At 40.0% G+C, this 24,360-nt stretch carries 13 protein-coding genes; 3 read left to right on the top strand and 10 right to left on the bottom strand.

Annotated features, from left to right (window positions below; translation table 11 throughout):
• Window positions 1–33 precede the first annotated feature (33 nt).
• The 3 genes from edd to glk form a co-directional block, all read right to left on the bottom strand.
• Complete coding sequence (gene edd, locus JG479_RS07070) at window positions 34–1,884, bottom strand: phosphogluconate dehydratase (RefSeq protein ID WP_193226334.1); 1,851 nt, start codon at window positions 1,882–1,884, stop codon at window positions 34–36.
• A gap of 335 nt (window positions 1,885–2,219) precedes the next feature.
• Window positions 2,220–3,233 carry a LacI family DNA-binding transcriptional regulator gene (locus JG479_RS07065; protein WP_002959752.1) on the bottom strand — a complete coding sequence of 338 codons (1,014 nt, stop codon included), beginning with the start codon at window positions 3,231–3,233 and terminating at the stop codon, window positions 2,220–2,222.
• A 38-nt stretch (window positions 3,234–3,271) separates the two neighbouring features.
• Window positions 3,272–4,264: a glucokinase gene (gene glk / locus JG479_RS07060; RefSeq protein ID WP_002959751.1), complete on the bottom strand. Its 993-nt coding sequence runs from the start codon at window positions 4,262–4,264 to the stop codon at window positions 3,272–3,274.
• Window positions 4,265–4,554: 290 nt separating this feature from the next.
• On the opposite strand from glk, the gene JG479_RS07055 reads away from it, so the two are divergent.
• Complete coding sequence (locus JG479_RS07055) at window positions 4,555–5,571, top strand: LacI family DNA-binding transcriptional regulator (RefSeq protein WP_024596123.1); 1,017 nt, start codon at window positions 4,555–4,557, stop codon at window positions 5,569–5,571.
• 205 nt (window positions 5,572–5,776) lie between these two features.
• On the opposite strand, the gene JG479_RS07050 is transcribed toward JG479_RS07055, so the two are convergent.
• The 7 genes from JG479_RS07050 to JG479_RS07020 all read right to left on the bottom strand — a co-directional run bounded on the left by JG479_RS07050 (window position 5,777) and on the right by JG479_RS07020 (window position 21,316).
• On the bottom strand, window positions 5,777–8,704 hold the full coding sequence (locus JG479_RS07050; protein ID WP_200220213.1) for a TonB-dependent receptor: 2,928 nt from the start codon (window positions 8,702–8,704) through the stop codon (window positions 5,777–5,779).
• A gap of 497 nt (window positions 8,705–9,201) precedes the next feature.
• The gene (locus JG479_RS07045; protein ID WP_200220212.1) at window positions 9,202–11,613 is read right to left on the bottom strand and encodes a glycoside hydrolase family 15 protein; all 2,412 of its coding nucleotides are present in this window, start codon (window positions 11,611–11,613) and stop codon (window positions 9,202–9,204) included.
• Between the two features lie 9 nt (window positions 11,614–11,622).
• Window positions 11,623–13,128: an MFS transporter gene (locus JG479_RS07040; RefSeq protein ID WP_200220211.1), complete on the bottom strand. Its 1,506-nt coding sequence runs from the start codon at window positions 13,126–13,128 to the stop codon at window positions 11,623–11,625.
• Window positions 13,121–14,980, bottom strand: a complete 1,860-nt coding sequence (locus JG479_RS07035) for an alpha-amylase family protein (RefSeq protein ID WP_200220210.1) — start codon at window positions 14,978–14,980, stop codon at window positions 13,121–13,123. Before JG479_RS07035 ends, JG479_RS07040 begins: the two co-directional genes overlap by 8 nt.
• An 89-nt stretch (window positions 14,981–15,069) precedes the next feature.
• Window positions 15,070–16,926 carry a glycoside hydrolase family 13 protein gene (locus JG479_RS07030; protein ID WP_200220209.1) on the bottom strand — a complete coding sequence of 619 codons (1,857 nt, stop codon included), beginning with the start codon at window positions 16,924–16,926 and terminating at the stop codon, window positions 15,070–15,072.
• Window positions 16,926–18,419, bottom strand: a complete 1,494-nt coding sequence (locus tag JG479_RS07025; protein WP_200220208.1) for a tryptophan halogenase family protein — start codon at window positions 18,417–18,419, stop codon at window positions 16,926–16,928. The genes JG479_RS07030 and JG479_RS07025 overlap by 1 nt, the downstream gene beginning before the upstream one ends.
• A gap of 104 nt (window positions 18,420–18,523) precedes the next feature.
• Window positions 18,524–21,316, bottom strand: coding sequence for a TonB-dependent receptor (locus tag JG479_RS07020; protein WP_200220207.1), 2,793 nt, complete (start codon window positions 21,314–21,316; stop codon window positions 18,524–18,526).
• 662 nt (window positions 21,317–21,978) lie between these two features.
• Between JG479_RS07020 and JG479_RS07015 the strand changes: the two genes are divergently transcribed.
• The gene (locus JG479_RS07015) at window positions 21,979–23,601 is read left to right on the top strand and encodes an alpha-glucosidase family protein (protein WP_200220206.1); all 1,623 of its coding nucleotides are present in this window, start codon (window positions 21,979–21,981) and stop codon (window positions 23,599–23,601) included.
• 510 nt (window positions 23,602–24,111) lie between these two features.
• On the top strand, window positions 24,112–24,354 hold the full coding sequence (locus tag JG479_RS07010; protein WP_002959734.1) for a hypothetical protein: 243 nt from the start codon (window positions 24,112–24,114) through the stop codon (window positions 24,352–24,354).
• Window positions 24,355–24,360: the final 6 nt, after the last annotated feature.

Raw genomic sequence — 24,360 nt, 5'->3', positions numbered from 1 at the left:
TACTTGTTCCTCATTACCCAGTATGGCTAATATTTATTCAAGTCCAAAAGCACTCGCGCCTAAATCGGCACTGCTTACGATATTTCTAAATCCAGTAAATAATTCACGACCTGTACCAAATGTTGCACTTGGCAGGCTAAGTTCTGCTTCACGCTTAGCAAGTTCTTCGTCGCTAACGTGTACTTTTAATATTCCGTTTGGCGCATCAAGCGTCACTAAATCGCCTTCTCGGATTTTAGCAATAATGCCGCCTTCTACTGCCTCTGGCGCTAAGTGAATAGCAGCAGGTACTTTACCTGATGCACCCGACATACGACCGTCAGTAACAATGGCTACTTTAAAGCCTTCATCTTGAAGCGTTGCCATTACTGGCGTTAACTTGTGTAGCTCTGGCATACCTTTCGCTTTAGGGCCTTGCTCTTTTAGTACGGCAATAAAGTCTTGGTTTAATTCGCCACGAGTGTATGCATCTTGCAGAGCACTTTGTGAGCTAAATACTTTTGCAGGAGCAGTAACGGTTTGATGTTCTTCAGCAACAGCTGACACTTTGATAACTGCTTTACCTAAGTTGCCCGTTAGAAGTTGCAGACCACCTTGCTTACTAAATGGGTTACTCACTGGGCGAAGTACTTCTTCATCGTGCGAGTTTACTGGGCAATCTACCCATTTAACTTTAGTTGGGCCAGTTGAGTCGCTCATGATCAAGCTATCGTCTTTATCCAAACGAGGCTCTGTCATGTATGGTGCTAAACCATCGCCAAGCATTGTTTTCACGTCTGTATGTAAGTAACCAGCGCTTGCTAGTTCTCGCATTAAGAAACCCATACCGCCAGCTGCTTGAAAGTGGTTTACATCAGCTGAGCCGTTAGGGTAAATACGTGTAAGAAGTGGTACAACTTCTGATAAGTCAGACATATCTTTCCACGTAACCTGAATGCCGGCAGCTTTTGCTATCGCAACAATATGGATTGCATGGTTAGTAGAACCACCTGTAGAAAGCAGACCCACTAAACCATTTATAATCGTTTTTTCGCTGATCACATCGGCTAAACACGGGCTTTCTTTATCATCTGTAAGTTGCTTAAGCATTGTTTCTACAGCATTACCTGTAAGACCATCGCGAAGCTCAGTGTAAGGATTAATAAACGAGCTACCTGGAAGGTGTAAGCCCATTATTTCCATTAACATTTGGTTTGAATTGGCAGTACCGTAGAACGTACATGTACCAGCGCTGTGATAAGACGCACTTTCAGCTTCAAGTAAGTCTTCGCGGCTCACTAAACCTTGTGCAAACTTTTGGCGAATACGTGCTTTTTCTTTATTCGGAATACCTGATTGCATTGGACCTGCTGGTAAAAAGAACACAGGTAAATGACCAAACGACAATGCACCAATTAATAAACCCGGGACGATTTTGTCACAAACGCCTAAACAAAAAACGCCATCAAACACATCGTGCGAAAGAGAAATTGCCGTAGACATAGCAATTACATCGCGAGAAAAAAGTGAAAGTTCCATGCCGTCACGCCCTTGCGTAACGCCATCACACATTGCAGGCACGCCACCAGCAACTTGAGCTGTAGCATCGTATTTTGTTGCAATGTCTTTAATTAAATCTGGGTAGTCTTTGTATGGCACATGAGCCGATAACATATCGTTATATGAGTTGATAATAGCAAGATTTGGCTGCTCATCAGCCTTTAAGCGCGCTTTGTCATCACTGCTACATGCAGCCATAACATGGGCTATATTTCCGCAACCTAAACCGGCACGAACTCTTGTTTGTTTTTTTGCGTGCGAAATGCGATCTAAATAATCTTGACGGGTATTTTTACTGCGTTCGATAACGCGCTGGGTAACTTCTTGAATACGAGGATGTAACATAATTTAACTCATCTCTATTAGTTAGAGGATAAAGGCTCAGTAGCAACTACAGACTCCACGTAAATAACTGTACTGAGCATCTTTGATTTACCCGTTCAAAGGTACGCTACCAGGGAGCCTCTCACAACAACCCTGACACCGGTGTCACTGTATTAACGCATAGCAATGACACCGGTGTCAACCCCGAGTAACAAAAATAGTTTAATATTTTAACATGACCAAATAATGACCTAATTGATTTTTAGGCACAAACCATGTTTTAGCAAGTTCAGAGAAAAAAAAGCCCGAATAAGCGTCACTCATATTCGGGCTACTGTGAAAGTGTTTTAAACCCACTATTTTATTGCTGAGGTAGACTCACGTGTAATCAAGCGCGACTCAAGCGTTACCTGATACGGCTGTTCTTGTGGTTGAGCTATGTGTGAAATAAGTTGTGTTACGGCTTGTTTAGTCATTTCTTCAACAGGCTGTGCAATCGTTGTTAACCCAGGCCAAATATGACGTGCAATGGGTGCATTATCAAACCCAGCTATTGAAATGTCATCAGGCACTTTTAATTGGCGCTGAGTTGCTAATTTAAGTACGGCTGCCGCCATGTAATCGTTTGATGCAAATACAGCGGTTGGCCTAGGGGATAAATCTAAAATACTGCGTGCACTATCTACACCTGAGTGATAACTAAAGTTACCCTCCTCTACTAAGCGCTCATCAAATTCTATACCATGGCTTGCAAGTGAACGCCTGTAACCTTTAAAACGTTGTTGCGTGGCACTGTGATCTGGGTGCCCTTTAATAAAGGCTATAGATTTATGACCCAGGTTAATTAAATGCTCAGTAATCTCAAATGCGCCTTGCTCGTCATTACTACGCACTGAAATTGAATCATCTTGTAGTAAAGCTGAAGCAACCCTTGCATAAGGAATTTTTTTAGACTTTAAAAAAGAAGCAAGCTCAGCAAAGTCACCAAAAGGAGGTGTTAGCACAATGCCATCTAATCGAGAAGTTTGTAGTAATTGCTCAATATTATTTATTAGTGCTTCACCACGAAACTCACAAGGGTGTATCAATAAATTATAGTTATTTTCTTTACACGCTTCTAAGGCGCCCGTTTGCACTCGGGTAATATAACTTTTACTTGGGTTATCGTATAAACAGCCAATAATAAAGCTACGATTTTGAGCAAGACCTCGTGCAATTGGATTTGGGGTGTAATCAAGCTCTTTAAATACCGCAAGCACCTTTTCTCGGGTGGCGGCACTTACATTAGGCTCATTGTTTAACACGCGTGAGACGGTTTTTTTAGAAACCCCTGCATGGCTTGCTACACTATTTATGGTTACTTTTTTCATCTATCCATTATCCAAATACAACCTGTAAGACCAAAGCCCTATTTGCTATTGTGTAAACACGCAGCAGCGCCAATTAGCGGTATGTTGTCTTGTGTTACGAGTGTTACAGGGATTTGTCCTGCGTACTGCGACATAATACCCTTTTGCGAAAATCGTTCAACAAAACGACTCTCAAGAAGTCTCGCTTGCATACGAGGTAATATTCCACCGCCGATAAATAGTCCACCTAAGGCGCCATAAACAACCGCTAAATCACCGGCAACACTGCCAATCCAATCACAAAACTGGTTTAAGGTTGCATCACACACATCACATTCACCACTATTTGCAAGGCTGCTAATTTGTGCGGCATCTAAATTTTTAGCTGTTACCCCCTTAACCGCAGACATTGCTTTGTATAAATGCGTTATGCCAGGACCTGAGAAAACTGTTTCGATAGAAACATGGGGATGATCTTTTCTTAATTCATTCAATAATAAAGTATCGAGTTCATTAACAGGTGCAAGTGATATATGCCCCCCTTCTGAACTCAACACTGCGGTAGATTGGGACGTTCTAACTAAGCACGCAGCACCAAAACCAGTACCTGGACCTATAACACCAATGTTTGCGTTATCATCAGCTTGGCCTGATTTAACAATGACATTTTGTTTAGGATCTAAGTAAGGGGCAGCGTAAGCAAAGGCAGCAAAATCATTAATGACTTCAAGTTGTTGTAAATCAAAATGAGTTTTAAATTCACTGACGCTAAAATGCCAACCTAAATTGGTTAAATGCACTTGCCCGGCTTTTATTGGCCCTGCAACGGCTAAACATGCGCGTTTGGGTGCAATATGTGGGACTGTTTGTAAATATTGCTCGAGCGCACTTTCAAGAGAACCAAAATTGGCACTAGGAAAAATATTAATGTGCTCTATTATAAATTGGTTAGTCTGTTCATTAAAAGCAGTTATTAAAGCAAAGCGGGCATTAGTGCCGCCGACATCAGCAACTAAGATGGGATCAAATTGGGCAGAAGCGTTTGGGCTCATAGTATTATCTCTTTTGTTAAGCGACTCATGCTTATTATTTTACAATGGTGTACCATTGTTATTTATACTTTGAGCTATCACCTCAAAGTAGCTATCACAGTAAAAAATGCTGCCTATAAAGATATAGACAGCGAATACGTTTTGACAACAAAATGATAAAACACTGACATTATGACACCGGTGTCAGGAATTTATCAATAAAAATATACGTTAATTCACAAAAAGCTTGAAATTATTCATCAATAAACGAAAATGACACAATTATTTATCAATTTAATTAAGTTGTAACAATGAAAGGTAAAGCTACCTCATTTGATATTGCCCACTATGCAGGGGTATCTCAATCGACTGTATCTCGCGCTTTACGTAACAGCCACCTTGTTAATGAAGAAACACGCAAGCGTGTTTTCGATATAGCTAAAAAGCTTAATTATAAAGTTGATAAAAATGCGAGTAACCTTCGCACTCAACAAAGTAGTACGCTTGCATTATTGTTGTTTGAAGATCCCACTTCTGACGAGTCCCAAATAAATCCTTTCTTTTTAGCCATGCTTGGCAGTATTACCCGTGCTTGCGCTAAAGAAGGTTACGATTTATTAGTTTCATTTCAATCGGCCAGTGCTGATTGGCAAGCAGACTACGAAGACAGCCACAGAGCTGATGGCATTATTTTACTCGGGTATGGCGATTACATTGATTACCAACCAAAATTTAACACCTTACTTGAACAAAATACTAAGTTTGTTTGCTGGGGTGCAACTGTAGATAACCGTCCCGATTTAACTGTTTGTTGTGATAACTACGGTGGCGGTAAGCTCGCCGCTGAGCACTTTATTGCGCATAGCAGAACTGATTGCGCTTTTATTGGTGACGCCTCTGATCACAGCCCCGAATTTTTTAGTCGCTTTCAGGGTTTTAAAGATGAGCTATTGGCCAACAACGTTAAAATAAATGAGCGTAAAATGGCTAATGCTATATCTACTGAAGAATCTGGCTATCACGCCACACGCTCACTAATTGCTAATAATATTAAATTTAACGCCTTATTTGCTGCAAGTGACTTAATTGCTATTGGGGCTATACGCGCACTTAAAGAAGCAAATATTAACGTGCCGAAAGATGTTGCGGTAGTCGGCTTTGATAACATAGCCATTGCAAGTTATGTAAACCCCCCCCTAACTACAATAGAGCAAAACACCACTATTGCTGGGCAAATGTTAGTAGAGAACCTATTAAAACTGATACGTGGTGAAGAAGTTCAAAGCACCCTATTGCCTCCTATTCTTATTCCTAGAAAGTCAAGCTGAGCCTGCCTGATAAAATAAAGTAGAATTTATAAACGGTTTTAATTGGAAATTACAACGACACTAATTTATTCAGTATATTTTTATCTATTCATTTCACTTTTCTTTCTGAACTATTCATATCTCATAAAAATTCAAAATTTAGATATAAAAAAAGCCTCTAACGAGGCTTTTTATTAAACAACTTTTAACTCATACTAACAAGTTATTAGAAATCGTAAGACGCTGATAATTGAATTCTACGAGGAGACTGGTAAGACTGAGCTAAACCAAATGTAGCATTTCCATCGCCAGCAGCTATTTCTGCAGCTTCGTCGTAACGAGTTTCAGTAGAAGCATCAAATACGTTAAATACATCCATAGCTAAACGAACTTTCTGATCGTTAAAGCGAAGGTTATAAGTAAAGTTAAGATCTAAACGTGCTGTCCATGGTGTAGTACCCATGCTGCCACGAGGGAAACGTTTGTCACCTACATAGTAAGTATCACCGTATACGTATTGATCAGGATCTGGAGTATAACCTTGACCTAAAGCAGTCCAAGGACGTCCAGATGCGATATTAACATTAGCACCAATTAAGAAGTCTTCTGTAACAGCAAAAGCACCATAAATTTTAATGTTATGACGACGATCTGCAGGTAGATTACCATTAGCACCATCCATTAAATAAGGGTAATCCCAATCTTGCGTAAGACCTGCATCATCCTGACCATTATCAGATTTAACAAAACCTTCTGTATTACCATAGTTGTGAGACCATGTGTATAGCGCTTTTAAAGACCAAACCTGATCCCATGTTTTCTCTAATGTTAAATCAACTGATGCATATTTACGCTTAGCATCCGGGTAACCTAACTCTTCTGCACTAAAGCTATATTCTTCAGTGGTGCCGTCACCATCAAGATCGAAATTGAAAGTAGCGCCATTGCCAGGGTTAAACAAGAACCAGTTTTCACCTAAATATTCACCATTTTCATCATTAAAGATATAAGAACCATCATCAATTTGATTACCTAAAACACGGTAAGTTGCCTTGATACCCCATGACCAATCATCATTAATTGCTGCTTGATAACCAATCATATACTCATCGTTATACATTGGTTCAAGATCTTTATCAGATAAGGTATTTGATGGTTTTGCAGTACCGTCACCACCATTAGAAATAGCAGGATCACCTAGCTGAGTACTTAAACCAACAGGAGTACCGTCTGCGTTTAAGCCTTCATATGCATACCATGTTTGAATATAAGTCTCTGCACCAGCTAAACGGATATTAGTATTAGCTGCTACTGGTAGGTAATAACGACCAGCAGTGAAGAACAACTTACTATCGCCATCTCCGTTAATATCCCAAGAGCCACCTATACGAGGGGCAATTTGGTTATCAATAGAAACAAACTCTTCGCCATCTGCATTGTAGTTAGTAAAACTATCATTACGAAGGCCTAATGTTAATGTTAAATCTTCAGTAACTGACCATTGATCTTCAATATAAATAGCCCAGTTTTCTACTTCAAACGAACCGCCATTTTTATAATCGCGTACACGTGTTGTCTTCATTTCTTCAGGTAAGACATACCCATTAGCCAGTCTAGCACCTTCTTCATATGTACGATAATAGTAGTAAACGCCACCAGAGTTTTGTGTTGTTGAATCAGCTGTATTAGTTTCAGAATCATAGCCAAATCTTAACGTATGCTCATCGTTTAGGTAGTAATCAAAGTCAACTCGCAATTGCTCACGTTTATCTTCATTTTCACCAACGGTAAAGTTTACATAACATGTAGTATCCTCACCTAAATCGGCATCATAACCTGTAGGACAATCATCAAAGTCTGAGTAATCAGTTTCCGAAAACTTAACCTGACCAAACATTGCTGACATACTTAGATCATCTGTAAGGTTACCAGTATAGCGAACTGCAAAACTTTCTCCGCCTCGCTTATGATAAGCTGTACCACCATCTACAGTATAATTACCATTTCCTTCCGGATCTGAAATTGTTTTTTCTGAATAAGTGCGTTTGTCACTAAAGCCCCAAAGCATTAGCTGATGATCTTCGTTAATATTCCAATCAAAACGAGCTAGGTAATATGGGTCATCATCTTTTTCAACTGTTAAATCTGTTTGTGATGCATTACCGTATTCATAGTCATTATCTCTTGCAGTGTAAATACCATAGAAAAATAATGTATCTTCAACTATTGCACCTGAAGCATAAATACTTGTTTCAAATGAATTGTCATAGTCGTCTTGGTTATTAACATATAAATCACCAATACAATGCCCGTCTGCGTCTTCACAGCGATCATTTTGTTTATAAAGTGAATTAGGAGCTTGCTCACTTAATGAGTCAGACGAATAAATCGTTTCAACACCAAAGTGAAAATCATTAGAACCAGATTTAGTAACTGATGAGATTAATCCACCGGTAGTACGCCCAAACTCTGCAGAATAACCACCCGTCTTAACTTGGAAGCTATCGTACGCGGTGAAAGGGATTGTTGCGCCACCAAGACCATTTCGGAAATTAGTCATATTTAGACCATTCACGTAATAAGCATTTTCAGCTACAGAAGCACCACCAAATGAAGCTTGGTCGCCAAAACGACTATCCCCTTCAGTTGCGCCAGGCGCAAGCAATGCGACTGAAGTTACAGAGCGAGATATAGGTAAAAGTTCTAATTCTTCAGAGCTAATATTGAGTGATGATTCTGATGCAGAAACATCTATCGCACGAATAGAACCACCGACAACCGCAATTCTTTCGATATTACCTGTAGTTAGTGGAATTTCAATAAGAGCTGTTTTACCAACTCCTATTACTACATCTTTAACTTGAGCTTGGTCAAAACCAGCTTGTGAAACTACTATATTATACTTGCCTACCGGTACCTGTTTTAGATCGAACTCGCCGTTAGAATCTGCAATAAGCGTTTTTGAATAACCTTTAGTGTCATCTGTTATTGTTATTGTTGCACCCGCTAGCGAAACACCTGACTGAGCCGTTAAGCTACCTTTTATAGCGCCGTTAACGTTATCTGCCATTGCAGGCATTGCCGCACTCAACGTCATTGCAACTGCTGCAGCAGTAAATGAGCGTTTAAATGTCTTAGAAAAATTATGGTTCATCTTGATTTATCCCTAGATAATTAAATTATTATTTTTTATGTTTTACATTATTTAAATTCACATAAAAATTACTTATATAAATTAAATAACACCTCTTAACCCACAAGAGAAACAAATTAATAACACAATAAAAATAAACTTGCCAACAAAATGCGATAGCGGTTAACCATGGATTTATCAATAGAAACAATGAATTAACAAAAACAAATAGTGCAAACAGAAAATCGGGACAATAAACACAAAATTAACATCAATAACTATTCACGGAGACAATGAGCCAAACACAACAACAACCCTGTAATTTGTAAGTTTAGGGGGCTGAAACAGTAAAAAAAAGATAAAGCCTATACGTGATTCATAACTAATTATTATATAGGCTAAGCTGCATAAATATTCACACAGCACTTTTTTAATTAGGAACCATTGCATAAAACAAAACTAAATTAAGAGAAAAAAAGTTCCTAATTAGGAACTTTTTTTGTGTAATTTTAAGACAACTAATTAAATGACTCGCCAACCACTGGATAATAATCCCATACTTGTTTATCACTGAGTGAGCGTACAAGCTTAATGTATTCTGCATGAGTCCATGCCAGTGGTGTTGCTGAGTTTGTGCCCTCGCCTAGCTCATAACCAACTTTATTTACACCCACACCATCCCATACTTGCTCTGGTAGCATTAGCCCTTTATTGGCAAATTGCTCCAAACCTTTAACATAACTATTTTTAATTTGCGCTTGTTTAGCATCATCAAAGGTGTTGTTTGCGTTAGCTGCAGCTATTTCATAGTGACCACGTTCACCTGTAAAAAACGGCCATACACGACCACGTTGGCCTGGTGTATTACTGCCACCCTCTGCGTAATTAGTGCCTGTTACTTCATCTTCGCCGTAGCCATCATTACCATAGCGGCGGTAGCCTGCAAATGTGCCGCTGCCGTCGTCAAAGCTAAAGCTGTATTTAACCTGTAGGTTATCTTCAAGCGTTTCGTCATCGTACTCAGGCAGTGTTTTAACAATGCTTTCGTCATTTGCACCGCGTACGCCATAGCGTACTAGTTCTAAAAACCCGCCATCTAAAATTTGCTTTTTATTAAACCCTTCGCGGCCATTATTAGCGTTAATTTTAGTGTCTGAGTTTGCATCGGTATCTTGGCCTATACGGATAAAGTATTCACCATCACTATTTTCGCCTTTTAAGTTACCTTTAGTGGTAAACATTTGCGATTCAATATCGTTGTTATACTTTTTAGCCGTAGCTAGGTAGCGCTTTGCGTTTGTATCATCACCACTTAGTGTTGCAATATCACTGGCTGTAATAAGGCCAGCGACTATTGCCGCAGTAGTCGAAGGCGAATAACCGCTTTGCTCTTCCCAACGTTCTTGTTGGGTTGCCGGTGGTGTAATTTGCGTGTCGTTCCACAAAATCTTAGCAAGGCCGCCATCAACTAAAAAATCAGCAGCTGGTTTTAACATTTTGCCGTACCAGCTTTTTAGCTCTTTATCGCTAAGTACATTGGCTTTATGTAACTTCCAGGCAAGCATAATAGGCATAGCTGTTTGGTCAAGCTGTACGCCGACCCATTCAAGCTCACCATCTACGTGCGTTTTTTGCAAAAACCAGCCTGTATCGCCGTTATTTCCCGGTGTTTTGCTGTTTACTTGCACTTTTTCAAGGTATTCGAAAGCAGTTTTTGCTGTGGCAGTATCACCCAGTGCCATAAAGGCCATGGCTACTTGATAAAAGTCGCGCACCCATACTGCTTTATAACCCGTAGAGCCTTCTTTGGCTGAAACAGTTTCGCCCCATGGATTAGATAGAGAAGCAATTAATGCCCCTGCGTGTGTTTTATCTTCTTGTGCTTTTAATACCATGGCACTGGTGTATAAAAGCTTACCGTTATCGGCTGTTTGTTCAACCATGGTATTAAGCGGTTTTAGACTTTGTAAGTAATCTTCCCAGCCTAGCGCTTCACCTTTACCGTTATAGTGTTCAAGCACCGCTTGGTACCCTTTTGCTAAGCTTTTTTCGCCTTGCTTTATACTTTGCTGCTGCGTTTTGCCAAAGCTAAGGGCTAAATCAAAGGTAGTATTTGCACTTATCTCGCCAAGCTCTGCAAGCATGCTTACATTACCTGCTGTATCGCCGGTATTTGTGTATTGTGTATTTATAGATTGCGTAGTTTTAAGTGTGTTAATACCATCGCTTTCACCTGTAAACCCTACCGTTTTTGCTTTAAATGGTGATGAGGATTGAAGTGATAAATAGTTATCGTCTTCCCATGCGACAAGCCCTTGCTCTGTTGTTTTAGCAAAGTCACCTAGCCCGTTATTATTAATATACGGATTAACAGACACATATGCTTTTAGCCCTTCAAGCTCAGTGTTAAATACACTGCGTACAAATAATGTTTGCCCATCTGGGTCAGTAAAAATGTGTTTTTCTAGGCTAAAGCGCCCTTGTTTATCAGTGCTAATTACTTTATAAGCCAGAGAAAGTGGGCGACCTTGTGCATCTTTATGTAAGTAATCAATGGTGACATCTAAATCATCAGCTTCACTAACGGTAAAGTCTTTACCTGTTACTATAAATTGCATGTCTTTTATTTGAGCTTGGTGAATAAGCCCAAACATGGTTTCGGTGATCATACCTTTAGCAATTGAAAACCACACCTTAGATACATCGCCCGTTGCAGCTGAATCACTGTATTGGCCGTTTTGGTATTGCTCGTACGATGTACCAATACCGGTTTTACCCGCATAAGCCCAAAAAGGCTCTGCGCCTGGGGCGCCTGGTGCTGATGTAACCTGTGCTGTGGTACTTTCGTTAGTTGTGCTTGTGTTTTGAGCGCCGCAAGCCGTTAAACCTAACGTTAAAAGTGAGGCGGTTATAAGGTTATATTTTTTCATTGTGTGTCCTTAATGTGAATTTTTAACGCGCATTACCGCAACGGCAGCGACAACGAACGAGGCTGCACCAATTAACAATGCGTAAATAGGCTGATTAGAAAATACGTGGCGTAAAATGAGCCCTAAAATGCTGGCGGCAAGTAACTGAGGTATAACTATAAAAAAATTAAAAATACCCATGTAAACGCCCATTTTATTACTTGGCAGTGCGTTACTTAGCATGGCGTAAGGCAGCGATAAAATAGACGCCCACGCAAACCCCACCCCAATCATAGGTATAAGTAACATCTTAGGGTCTTGAATAAACATAAAGCTGCCAAGGCCTAATGCGCCCAGCAATAAATTAAAACAATGCGCGCCTTTTAAGCCCATTTTTTTAACTAAAAACGGAATACACATAGCGGCAATAGCTGCAAAGCCATTGTAGGCGGCAAATAAAATACCCACCCAGTCTGCACCATCGTTAAATGCTTTAGAGGTTGCATCGCTACTACCATAATGAAAGCTTGTTACTGCTGCGGTGGTATAAATCCACATGGCAAATAAAGTAAACCAGCTAAAAAACTGCACCCATGCAAGCTGCTTCATGGCTTCTGGCATTGTAAATACATCTTGTACTACTTGGTAAAAACCACCTTGAGTTTTGTTAGCACTTTTAAGCGCTGCTGCAATCCACTGCACAATACCAAACGCTAATAAACCACCAGCAAGTAGGTATAATTCTTTTTCAAGCGATAAGCCCATTACTAATGTAAGGGTTGCTAAACCCAGCACTACAAAAATAATGGCGCCTTTATTAAAGTTAATATCAACCAGTTTGCTTGTTGTAGGTTGAGCGCTTTGCTTTTCAAACTCAGCTAATTGCTCTGGGCTGTACTCTTTTGTACGTGCAACGGTCCAAAGCACTGCAACAAGTAGCACCACCCCACCCCAATAAAATGAGTATTTAACAGACTCTGGAATTTGCCCAGGCGCTGCAGTATTACTTACATCAAACCAGTTGGTCATCATCCATGGTAATGCTGAGGCTAGTACCGCACCAATACCAATAAAAAAGCTTTGTAACCCGTAACCTGTAGCGCGTTGTTTTTCTGGTAAATTATCACCTACAAGTGCTCTAAACGGCTCCATGGTTACGTTGATTGACGCATCCATAATCCATAACATACCGGCAGCAATCCAAAGCGTTGGCGAATGCGGCATAATAAATAGTGAAAGCGTTGTTAACACTGCGCCTATAAAAAAGAACGGACGGCGACGACCAAAGCGCCCCCACGTTTTATCGCTCCAGTAACCAATAATAGGCTGTACGATTAAGCCAGTAAGCGGTGCTGCAACCCATAGAATGGGAATATCATCAACTTGTGCGCCTAATGTTTGAAATATTCGGCTCACATTGCCGTTTTGTAGTGCAAAGCCAAATTGAATACCTAAAAAACCAAAGCACATATTCCATATTTGCCAAAAACTCAGGTTTGGTTTGTTGCTGTCATAATTATTATTTTGATTATTCATGATTAGCCTTATTAGTTAAAACTGCGCTGCTAAATGCATCAAGTGTGAGTGTGAAGCTTGCGCCTTGAGACCCTGATGTGATCTCGGTGCTGTGCTGCTCAAGTAAGTCATGCAATTGAGTGTGTTCGCTAAGTACCGCTAATTGCACTTTTGATAAATTAACCGTAACTGTTTGTGGCTGCTCGCTAAAGTTACTTAACACATACACACTTTGCTGGCCTAAAGAGCGGGTAAAACCAACAACACGTTCACTTCCTACAAGGTTAAGTGCCGACATTTCTCCGCCTACCACAGCAGGTAAACTATTTAGTGACATAATCGCTTTGTAGTAGTCACGAAGTGCTACTTGCTCTTGTGTTAAATTAGCACCGTCAAACTTGCCGTTATTCATCCACGCTTGATGCGCCGGTACACCAATGTAATCAAAAATACTGGTGCGTGTAGCTGTGCCAAATCCTGCGTTTTCTGAGCCATCTTCTCCCACATCTTGACCAAAATATAATAACGTGGGTGCGCGGCTCATTAAGTTAGAAACCACCATAGCCGGTTTACCCCACGCAGCGTTACCTGCAAAGTCGGGGCTTGCGATGCGTTGTTCGTCGTGGTTTTCTAAAAAGTGCAGCATGTGCGCTTCAATATCAGTAACTTGGCTTTGGGCAGCAAAAATAGCATTAGCAGCTTGCTTACCCTGCATAATGGCTTTTAGTGTGTCATAAAAGCCTACTTTGTCGTAAAGGTAGTCCATTTTACCTTGGTGGATATACGCACGGTACATTAGCGGGTTATACACTTCGGCTAACAAAAAGGCGTCGCTTTTTTGCATTTTTATCGACGAATTTAAAAAACTCCAAAACTCTACTGGCACCATTTCGGCCATGTCGTATCTAAAGCCATCAACGCCTTCATCGAGCCAAAAAAGTGCTATGTCTCTAAATTTGTACCAGCTGTTAGGGAGCTCTTTACCTTGCCAAAACTCGTAGTGAGCACGGTAATCCTTGTCTTTATAGTCGTTTGGCAGCTGAGCAAAATCGTAGCTACCATCTGGCTTTACGCCATAATTTACTTTTACTGTTTCGTACCAATCGTTTATGTCGGGTTTTGCTGCACGGGCACCATTACCTGTCCATTTAGCGGGTGTTTCATCAAAAAAGCCATCAGCTAGTGGGCTTTCATTACCCCCTAATGCTTTATACTCTGGCGATGTTGGCACCTGAAAAGACTGCCCTGGTACGTAGTAAAAGTTATTGTTTTTATCGTACGTTTTACTGGTGTCGTCTTGCGCGCCAAAATCTTCAACCCCTTTAGGCTTTCCTAATGATTGATAATTTCGCGCAACATGGTTAGGCACTATATCAATAATGACTTTCATGCCGTGGTTATGTGTACGTTCAATAAGCTGGCTAAACTCTCCCATGCGGTTCGTCACATTAACGGCTAAGTCGGGGTTAACATCGTAGTAATCCTTAATTGCGTACGGTGAACCTGCACGGCCCTTTACTACATCGGGGTCATCTTGCGAAATGCCGTAGTCGGTATAATCGCCTACTAACGCATGGTGTAACACACCGGTATACCAAACGTGCGTGATACCTAGCTCTTTAATGCCTTTTAGGGCTGCATCGTTAAAGTCGGCAAATTTACCTACACCATTTTGATCTTTAGTGCCCCATGGCACATTGGCAGTTTCGGTATTACCAAACAAACGGGTAAATACTTGATATACAACAGGCTTGGTAAGCTCATTTTGTGTGTGTGCGGGTGTTTGCTGTTGTTCAGGTTTGTTATTTTCTGAACCCCCTGTAGCAATAAGTGCACTACACAGTACTGCGGGTACATAAACTGATTTTTTCATTGTGTGTCTTTTTTGTCAGTATTGTTATTAACTTTATACTAAAGATTACTGCAGCAACCATACAGTTGCTGCATACGTATTCAGATAAACTATTGAGAGGTATTTATAATTAATACCGTTGCACTCATTGCCGGTAAAGCAACTGTATTACCCAACACCCGTGTTTTGTGGGTGAATAAGTTAAGTGCTTTGGTATTTTTTGGTATTACTTCCTGCATAAACTCAATATTCTTAGTTAGCTCTTTTGTGTTTTTATTCATAAATACCAACACCGTTTGCTCGTCGCTAATACGCGCGTAACTATACACGCCTTGTTGAGGCGTAAAATGTACAAGCTTTCCTTTATCAAGTGCTGGGCTGTTTTTTCTAAAATTAAGCAGCCTACTGATGGTGTTATGCATGTCTTTTTGCTGTTTTGTTAGCCCCTCGCCCGTAAAGGCGTTCCGAGTTTGGCCTTTAAATCCCCCCGGGAAGTCGATTCTAATATCGCCATGATCTTTACTTGGGGTGTTATCTAATAGTACTTCGGTGCCGTAATACATTTGCGCTATACCACGTGTGGTTAAAAGTAACGTCATCGCCATTTTTGTTTTAGCAACGTCTTGGCCAAGCTCGGTGTATACACGGCTCATATCGTGGTTATCAGCAAATACCATAATGTTATTGGTATCAGGGTATAAAAAGTCATTAGCTAACGATTCATATACTTTAACCCAGCCCGTGTTCCAGCTTTCTTCTTCATTTAGCGCTTGGATTACCGACTCTTGCAACGAAAAGTCCATCACGCTTGGTAAGCTTGATGTATAACCATCTTGGTTATGCTTGCCACGTTGCCAATAAGAGGCAATAGCAGGGTTTGACGTCCACTCTTCTCCAACAATATTAAAGTTTGGGTACTCCTGCATTATGGCTTTTGTCCAATCACTCAAAAATGCTTTATCTGAATATGAGTAGGTATCAACACGAATACCACTTAAATCGGCGTATTCTATCCACCAAATAGCATTTTGAATTAAGTATTCACTTAACAGTGGCTGGCGCTGATTTAAATCGGGCATGGTTTCTACAAACCAACCATCGTTAAACTGGCGCTTGTCGTATTCACTCGCGTGTGGGTCTTGTATAGTTTGGCGCGCATGGCTTGTGGCGTTTTTACCTTTTTTAAACTCGCCATTAAAGTTAATCCAATCTTTAGTTGGCTTATCGTTAACCCAAGTATGCTCAGAGCCAAAATGGTTAAGAACCATATCCATTACCAGCCCTATGCCCTGCTCTTTTGCTTTTACCGAGAGCGTTTTATATAACTGGTTTGAGCCCATACGTGGGTCAACTTTATAAAAGTCTGTAATTGCATAGCCATGGTAAGAATAATTAGGCATATTGTTTTCAAGCACTGGGGTAAGCCAAAGCTGTGTTACGCCTAAATTGTTTAAATATGGAAGTGCGTTTATAACACCTTGTATATCACCACCGTGGCGCCCACCCTTAGTACTAGGATCAGCGGCTTCTAACATGCTAGGAACGCTATCGTTTTGTTTATCACCATTAGCAAAGCGATCGGGGTTAATTAAATAAAGAGTATCGGATGATGTAAACCCTTGGCGCTTTGCGCTGTTTTTATCCCGTTCAAGTAATGAAAACTCAAAATTTTGACTCGCTTCGCTGCTGTTAAATTCAAGCGTTCCTGCTTTAGCGGCGTCGGTAATGGTAATATTTAAAAATACATAATTTGGGTTATCTGTACGGGTTACTTTATTTAACTTAACACCATTGTATTTAGCTAATTTAATTTGCTCGTTTGCAATATTTTGCTCATGCACCATGATGGTTATGGTGTTTTTGTTCATGCCAACCCACCAATTAGCAGGCTCAACGTTAAGTGCGTAGCTAATGGTTGGTAAAGTACAGGCACTTACAAGTAAAAGTGTGTTTAAAAATCGCATCATCAGGCCTTTTTAATTTTTGCTAAAAAATCTTTATGAGTGGGTAATTGATCTACTGTTGAGGTAATAAGCGTTTTTAATGTAGAAAATAAGTCGTTTAGTTGTTCACTGCTTAATGAGTCAACAATACTGTTGTAATCATCGGGGATGAGACCTTGGCCAATAAATACCTGTTGCCAAGCAACTTCGGCAAATAGTTCATCGTTTTCGCGCACTACTTTGCCAGTTTCCTTAAATAATTTGAGCTTGTGGGCCAATGAGTGAGGAATGTCCATTTGCTTGCATTGTCGCCAAAAAGCAGAATCTTCTCGCTCCGTCAGTTTGTAATGCAAAATAATAAAATCGCGTATGTGCTCTATTTCTATCACGCTTTGCTTATTAAATTCAGTAACTAAAGTTTCGCTTATGCCATGATGTGGAAACAGCTTTATTAAACGGGTTACTGCACTTTGTATTAAATGAATACTGGTTGACTCTAACGGCTCTAAAAAGCCACTAGCAAGACCAACCGACACCACATTTTTATGCCACTGCTTTAAGCGCCGTCCTGTTTTAAATTTTATAACACGTGGCGCCGTAATGGGCTCAGCGGGTAAATTTTTTAATAATAACTGCGTTGCTGCATCGTCAGATAAGTAACGGCTACAGTACACCAAGCCATTACCTATTCGGCTTTGCAGCGGTATTTGCCACTGCCAGCCTGCGCTGTGTGCAATTGAACGCGTATAAGGTTTTAGCTCGCTAGTACCTTGAGACTGCACCGCTACGGCGCTATCACATGGTAAGTAATGAGACCAATCTACAAAACCTGTGTTAAGGGTTTGCTCTATGAGTAAGGCGCGCTGGCCTGTAGCGTCAATAAAAAGGTCTGCATTTATCTGCTGTGTGTTATCAAGGGTTAATGATTTTATATTGCCTGATAGAGGGCATTGTTCAGCCTGCTCTATTTTGGCATCAATATGATCAACACCGCGTGACATTGCGAGCTTTTTTAAAAACTCGGCATATAAAGTTGCATCAAAATGGTACGCATAGCTTAAGCCAGGTAATTGCGTGTTAGGTATGGTATTTAATGGTGCAAACTTATGCTGTTTAGCTGCTTGGTAATTTAACGAAAAATCCCATAAGCGGTCTTCACAACCTGTAATTTTTCCTTTTACCCAAAAATTGTAAAAATCGCAAAAAGGGAAGTCTTTTCCAAATGAGCCAAAAGCATGCATGTAGCTATGAGAGGTGGTTTTCCAATTTTCGAACTCAATTCCTAGTTTTATAGATGCATTAGTTGCGTTTATAAACTCTTGCTCGTTTATACCCAGCGCGTTGTTAAGTTGAATAATAGGCGGAATTGTTGCTTCACCCACGCCTATAGTGCCAATAGTACTTGACTCAATAAGGGTTATTTTAATTACCTTACCTAACACTTTATTAAGCAAGGCGGCTGTTATCCACCCTGCCGTGCCCCCGCCTGCGATTACGACGTGTTTTATTGGTTTCATATTATTGTCCACGTTTACAGTTTAAAGCTTTGTTAAGTTTGATAAAGTAGCTATAAAAAAGCCCTTGTAAAACAAATTACAAGGGCTCCTACACACAACCTTTATTATAGCTGGTAGCTAAAGCCTAACAAGTAAGTGCGACCGTAATCTTGGTAGTCGCGAACTTGTAGCGCGTTATCGCCAGAAAGCGATGTGAACGGCTCTTCTGTTAAGTTTTGAACTTGGAACTGAATTGATAAACCTTCAAGGCTCTCAACCCCTGCTTCAGAGAAGTCATAACCTGCCTGAATATCCCAAATTGTTTCGCCGATAATATTCACTTGCTCTGTATTAAAGCCTAATCCGTAAACATCACCTTTGAAGTCACTACGCTTACGCATGCTGGTTCGTAATTGCATGCCATTCATCTCGTAGTAAACCGTTAAGCTTTGAATTTTATCTGATAGACCCGGTAGTTCGTACTCATTGCCATTTCCATCTTCAATATCAGATTCAATACCTGTATGACTAGCAATTAAGCCAAAGCCTTCAAGAGACGGGTGGAAAATTTTAAATGGTAACGCTAGAGATAGCTCGTAACCGTATAGGTCACCGCCGCCGCCATTTACTTTACCACTGCCAGTACCTTCTGACGTAGCTGGGACTTCACCTGTTGATGGGTCCGCAACGCCCGACATATCAATTTCGTATTTACCATCAAAAATCCACTGGGTTAAGTCTTTATAGAAAAATGCAGCAGAGAAGTAACCTTCATCACTAAAGTAGTTTTCATAAGATAAATCGTAGCCTGTTGCTTCTTTAGGTTCTAGGTTAGGGTTACCACCCGATACAGACCAAAAGTTACCGTTTTCATCCGGTGTATCATTATATGATGCATTAACAGAGGCGTTCATTTCATCTATACGCGCACGTGAGATTGTTTTAGCTGCGCCAAAACGTATTGTTTGCTGCTCATCAATCGCAAGTGATAAATTTAAGCTTGGTAAAACGTGAGAATAATCGTGACCAATATCTGTAGGTGAAGTTATGACTAGACCAGTATTCCCATCTACACCAAAAGCATTACCTTGAGAGGATTGATCTGTATGAACATAGCGCACCCCAACATTACCAGTTAATGGAAGACCACTTACTTCTGCATTAATATTAGCTTGTGCAAATGCTGAGGTGATTTCTTCTTTTACTGTCCACGACTTAGTTGCATGAGTTGAGCTAGTTAAACTTTCGTCAAGGGTTTCATAGTAACCATCATTAACTAAACCATTTACATCGTAGGCTATCATGTCGCCTAGCCCAATAAAGTCAAGGCCAACACTGCCTAAACGGTATTGCTCAGGTACACTAAGCATTCCTGGGTTTTCAAGAGAAAAATCAGTTAAAGTCAAGAAGTAACCTTGCGAAGATTTAGACTTCTCACGCTCTTTATAACTTAAGCCAAATTCAATTGAGCTAATGTATTCGTTTTCTAGTACTTTAGACGCTGCAAGTTTTAATGTAACTAATTCATCTTCAATAGTTGGAGCATTAATAAAACCGTCTTGAGCTTGGTTTTCATACTCTGTGCCCGTTAATCCATATGCATCATTTAGTGCAGAGCTTGCACCCCACGAAAGCGGCCCACCTAATTGAATTAGATCATAATCGCTGTAATCTAAGTCATGTGAAAAAGTAGCGCCAGTATTGCCACCATTAAAAGCATAACCTAAGTTATCTGCAACACCGCGAGAATCACCACGCCCTGTACCTGAGTAGCTTTCTATACTCCAAATTTTACGGTCAACTTGCGAGTAGCTTGCGTCAAATTCTACTGACCATGAATCATCAATATCGTATTTAGTGTTAAATCCAAATGCAGTTAGTTCAGCATCACGCTCTTGGTAATCGTTACGCACAACAACACGTTGGCCTTGTGTTACAGCACTTGTTATAAATCCACTTTCTGCATCTACTATAGCACTGCTTGCATCAATACTACCTTGACCCCAAGCAAAAGGAACTTCAATGCCGCGTAAAATTTGCTCATCTGTAAAGTCTACATACAACGCATCAAACGTCATATTTAGTTTATCTGTAGGCGCTGCCTCTAGAACAAGCATTGCTGAATCACGTTCAAGCGTTGATGAACGAACATATGGTTTAGCACCGCCTAAAATTGAATACGAGTTACCATCTTCAGCAGTGAATTCAGGGTAGCCCCATGAATTCCAACGTTTTTCTTGGTTTGGCGAGCTCATGGTGTTTAGTGCAAATGCAATACCAATGGTGTCATCAGCAAACTGGTCGATGTATGAGAAAGTGCCACGGTAACCGTCGTCGTTGCCGTCAGGGTTTAATTTATCAAAGCTGGTTTGCTCATACTGTCCATTAACTTGAACAACACGTTCACCTTTACTTAGTGGGCGAACTGTTTGCATGTTAATTATGCCCGCAATACCCTCTGCATCTAAATTTGCACTAGGTGTTTTATAAACAGTTACACCGCTCATAATTTCTGATGGGTAAAGGTCAAATTCTACGCCGCGGTTATCACTAATAGATACTTGCTCGCGGCCATTAAATGTAGTACCGCTTTCGTTTTCGCCAAAGCCACGAATAGATACTCTACTTGCACGACCATCTAGGCGTTGCGCCGTTAAACCTGGTAAGCGTGCAATAGACTCAGCAATAGATGAATCAGGTAGCTTACCTATATCTTCTGCTGAAATTGACTCAACGACTTGAGTAGAAAAACGCTTTGTGTTGATTGATTCTACAACACTGCCACGAAAGCCTTTTACTTCGATAACCTCAACGTCATCATTTTTGACTGTATCTTCTTGTGCTGCTACAGAGGCAAAGCTTGCTAATCCTGCAGTAGCCATTGCCAACGTTAATATACTTGGTTTGAACATAGACATGATGTTTTTCCCGTTACCCATATTGTGATACTCGCTTCTTTATTTGAGTGATAGTCAAACAGGCGAGCTAATTTTGTTGTCAGGATGGATATTAACGCCAGCTTTATTTTATTAACAACTTTATGCATACGTATTCAACAGTTATAGCACGACTTCACATTATTACAAACCTTGCCAAATAAACATTAAATAATTGATTTTATTGAAAATAAAACCATTGAAAATGACGCGGCTAACTTTACATGTAAAATCTACTGTATCAAAAACTAAAAGTTAACAGCACGCAATGTAAACAAAGTGAAACTAATTAGTATCGCTATTTAAAATAAGAAATATTAGACACAATTCAAATGTTTAATTGGTCAGACCATTAAATTCAAAACATAAAATATATTTTCTCTTGTATGACAAACCGTTATGTTTAATAAAAGTCAGAAAGTAAGTCAGTACCATAATTGGTAAACACCCAACACATAAATAAAACACCTTTAAGCTAGCTATAAGTACTTATTTTTAATAATTTAATTGCGTTAATTTTAGTGCATACGTATGCAGACTTTTTACAGTGTACAAGGCTTCACGTATGCTTTTGCAAATAACGTGATTAATCGTAATCACAAATAAAAATAGTCTAAATACTGTGTGGAATGACGGAGAAAAGCATGACCCAAAAGCAGTGGTATAAAGGTGCGGTTATTTATCAAGTTTATCCGCGTAGCTTTCAAGATAGCAACAACGATGGCATTGGTGATTTAAGAGGGATTATTAATCGTATTGATTACATTAAAAGCTTAGGCGTTGATGCTATTTGGATTTCACCTTTTTTCAAATCGCCAATGAAAGACTTTGGCTATGATATTAGCGACTATCGTGACATTGACCCGCTTTTTGGTGACCTAAATGATTTTGATGAGCTAATAAGCGAAGCCCACACTCGTAATATTAAAATAATTATTGATCAGGTGTTAAGCCATACATCAGATCAACACCAATGGTTTACTGATAGCCGTGAAAATCAAAATAACAGTAAAGCCGACTGGTATGTTTGGGCTGACGCAAAAGATGATGGGACAGCCCCAAACAACTGGCTATCTATTTTTGGTGGTGGTGCTTGGCAGTGGGAGCCTCGTCGCGGGCAATACTACCTACATAATTTTTTAACCGAACAACCAGATCTTAACTTTCATAACCCAGATGTTCGAAAAGCTGTGCTTGATAATGTTGAGTTTTGGCTCAAAAAAGGCGTTGATGGTTTTAGGCTTGATGCAATTAATTTTTGCTATCACGACGCGCAATTACGTGATAACCCGGCTAAACCAAAAGATAAGCGCCAGGGTCGTGGTTTTAGTGAAGATAATCCGTATGCATTTCAGTACCATTACTACAATAATACTCAGCCTGAAAATATTGAGTTTATGCAAGATATTCGCACATTACTTAATAAATACCCAGGTACTGTATCGCTTGGCGAAATCTCATCAGAAGATTCATTAGCTACAATGGCGCAGTACACCCAAGGTGGCGACAAACTGCACATGGGTTATAGCTTTGAGCTATTAACAAATGATTACTCAAGTGAATATATTAGAACTACGGTTCAAACTCTAGAACAACGTATGACTGAAGGCTGGCCATGCTGGGCATTTAGTAATCATGATGTAGAGCGCGTAGCGAGCCGCTGGAGCGAAAATGGCGAAGTAAACCCTCAACAATGTAAAATGCTAACCGCCCTATTAGCTTCTCTTCGTGGCAGCGTGTGTATGTACCAAGGTGAAGAGCTAGGTCTAGGTGAAGCAAGTGTGGCCTTTGAAGATTTACAAGACCCATACGGCATTACATTTTGGCCTAATTTTAAAGGGCGTGATGGCTGTAGAACACCAATGCCTTGGGATCTGGCTGATTCATCTCATGCAGGTTTTAGTGAAGTAAAACCTTGGCTACCCGTTGATAATGCACATAAGCAGCAATCAGTAGCTATACAAACAGATGATAACAACTCAATTTTAAATGCCTACCGTGAGTTTATGGCATGGCGAAAAGGCCAAACAGTTTTACTTGAAGGTGATATTGAATTTATAGAAACGCCAGAGCCTGTGCTTGCTTTTTATAGAACGCTTGCAAAGCAAAGGATGCTTTGTATGTTCAATCTCAGCGCTAAGCAAACAAGTATTGATATGCCAACATCAATCGTTAAAGAATACACCGAGCTTAGCCACCACAGCGCAAAGTTAGACCAAGGCACCACAACGCTTGAGCCTTACGCATGTTTTTACGCTCAGTGTTAATGACTTAAAAGTTGCGCTTAATGTTTACCTAAGTGCGTTAAATCCGAAAAAGCCCAAGCTATTCACTTGGGCTTTTTCGGATTTAACGCATTCTAGTGACTTTTAGTTTCACCATTTAGACATTCAGTTAAAGCAAATAATACGGCTGATATTACAAACTTAAAATATCCTCATAGCAGAAATATACAATGGCGCTTATCCATTTCATTTTTGAACCTAAAAAATCAATTTTCCTAAAACAATCTAAAGGTTATTAATATAAAGCGCAGAATCAAGTTTTCTTAGCTACTAAATATATTACTCCAGCTGATAATACTGTACTTACTAAAGTTAAAAAACTGACAAGTAAATTACTCATCCTCACGATAAAAAAATTTCGTTATCTTTTATTTCAATTTCGATTAAAAATCAGTATACCAACAGAGTTGTTCTGAATTGGGCACTACTGATTTATACCTAACTTTAAACTGGATAAATCAGTCATCACACCATTTTTTTAGGAATAAACGAATGAAAAAAGCATTGCTAGCATTAATCGTAGCACCACTATTTGCAGTATCTGCGACTTACGCGGTTGCAGACGATGCGCCAACAGCTTCAGCCGAAATGATAAAAGAATACACAGAAATGTGTGTTAACTGGGCTAAAGATGATGACGTAAGCAATGAAGAGCTAAATGCCTACGTATTAAAATGCGTAAATGATGAGCTTGAATCTGAAGGCTATAAAAAAGTATCTTCTGTTAAGATTTAATTATAC

Source organism: Pseudoalteromonas sp. LC2018020214 (genome assembly GCF_016598755.1).
In the GTDB taxonomy this organism is placed as follows: domain Bacteria; phylum Pseudomonadota; class Gammaproteobacteria; order Enterobacterales; family Alteromonadaceae; genus Pseudoalteromonas; species Pseudoalteromonas distincta.
Note: the sequence above shows the minus strand (reverse complement) of the source record. Positions and strands in the feature narration are given on the sequence as shown.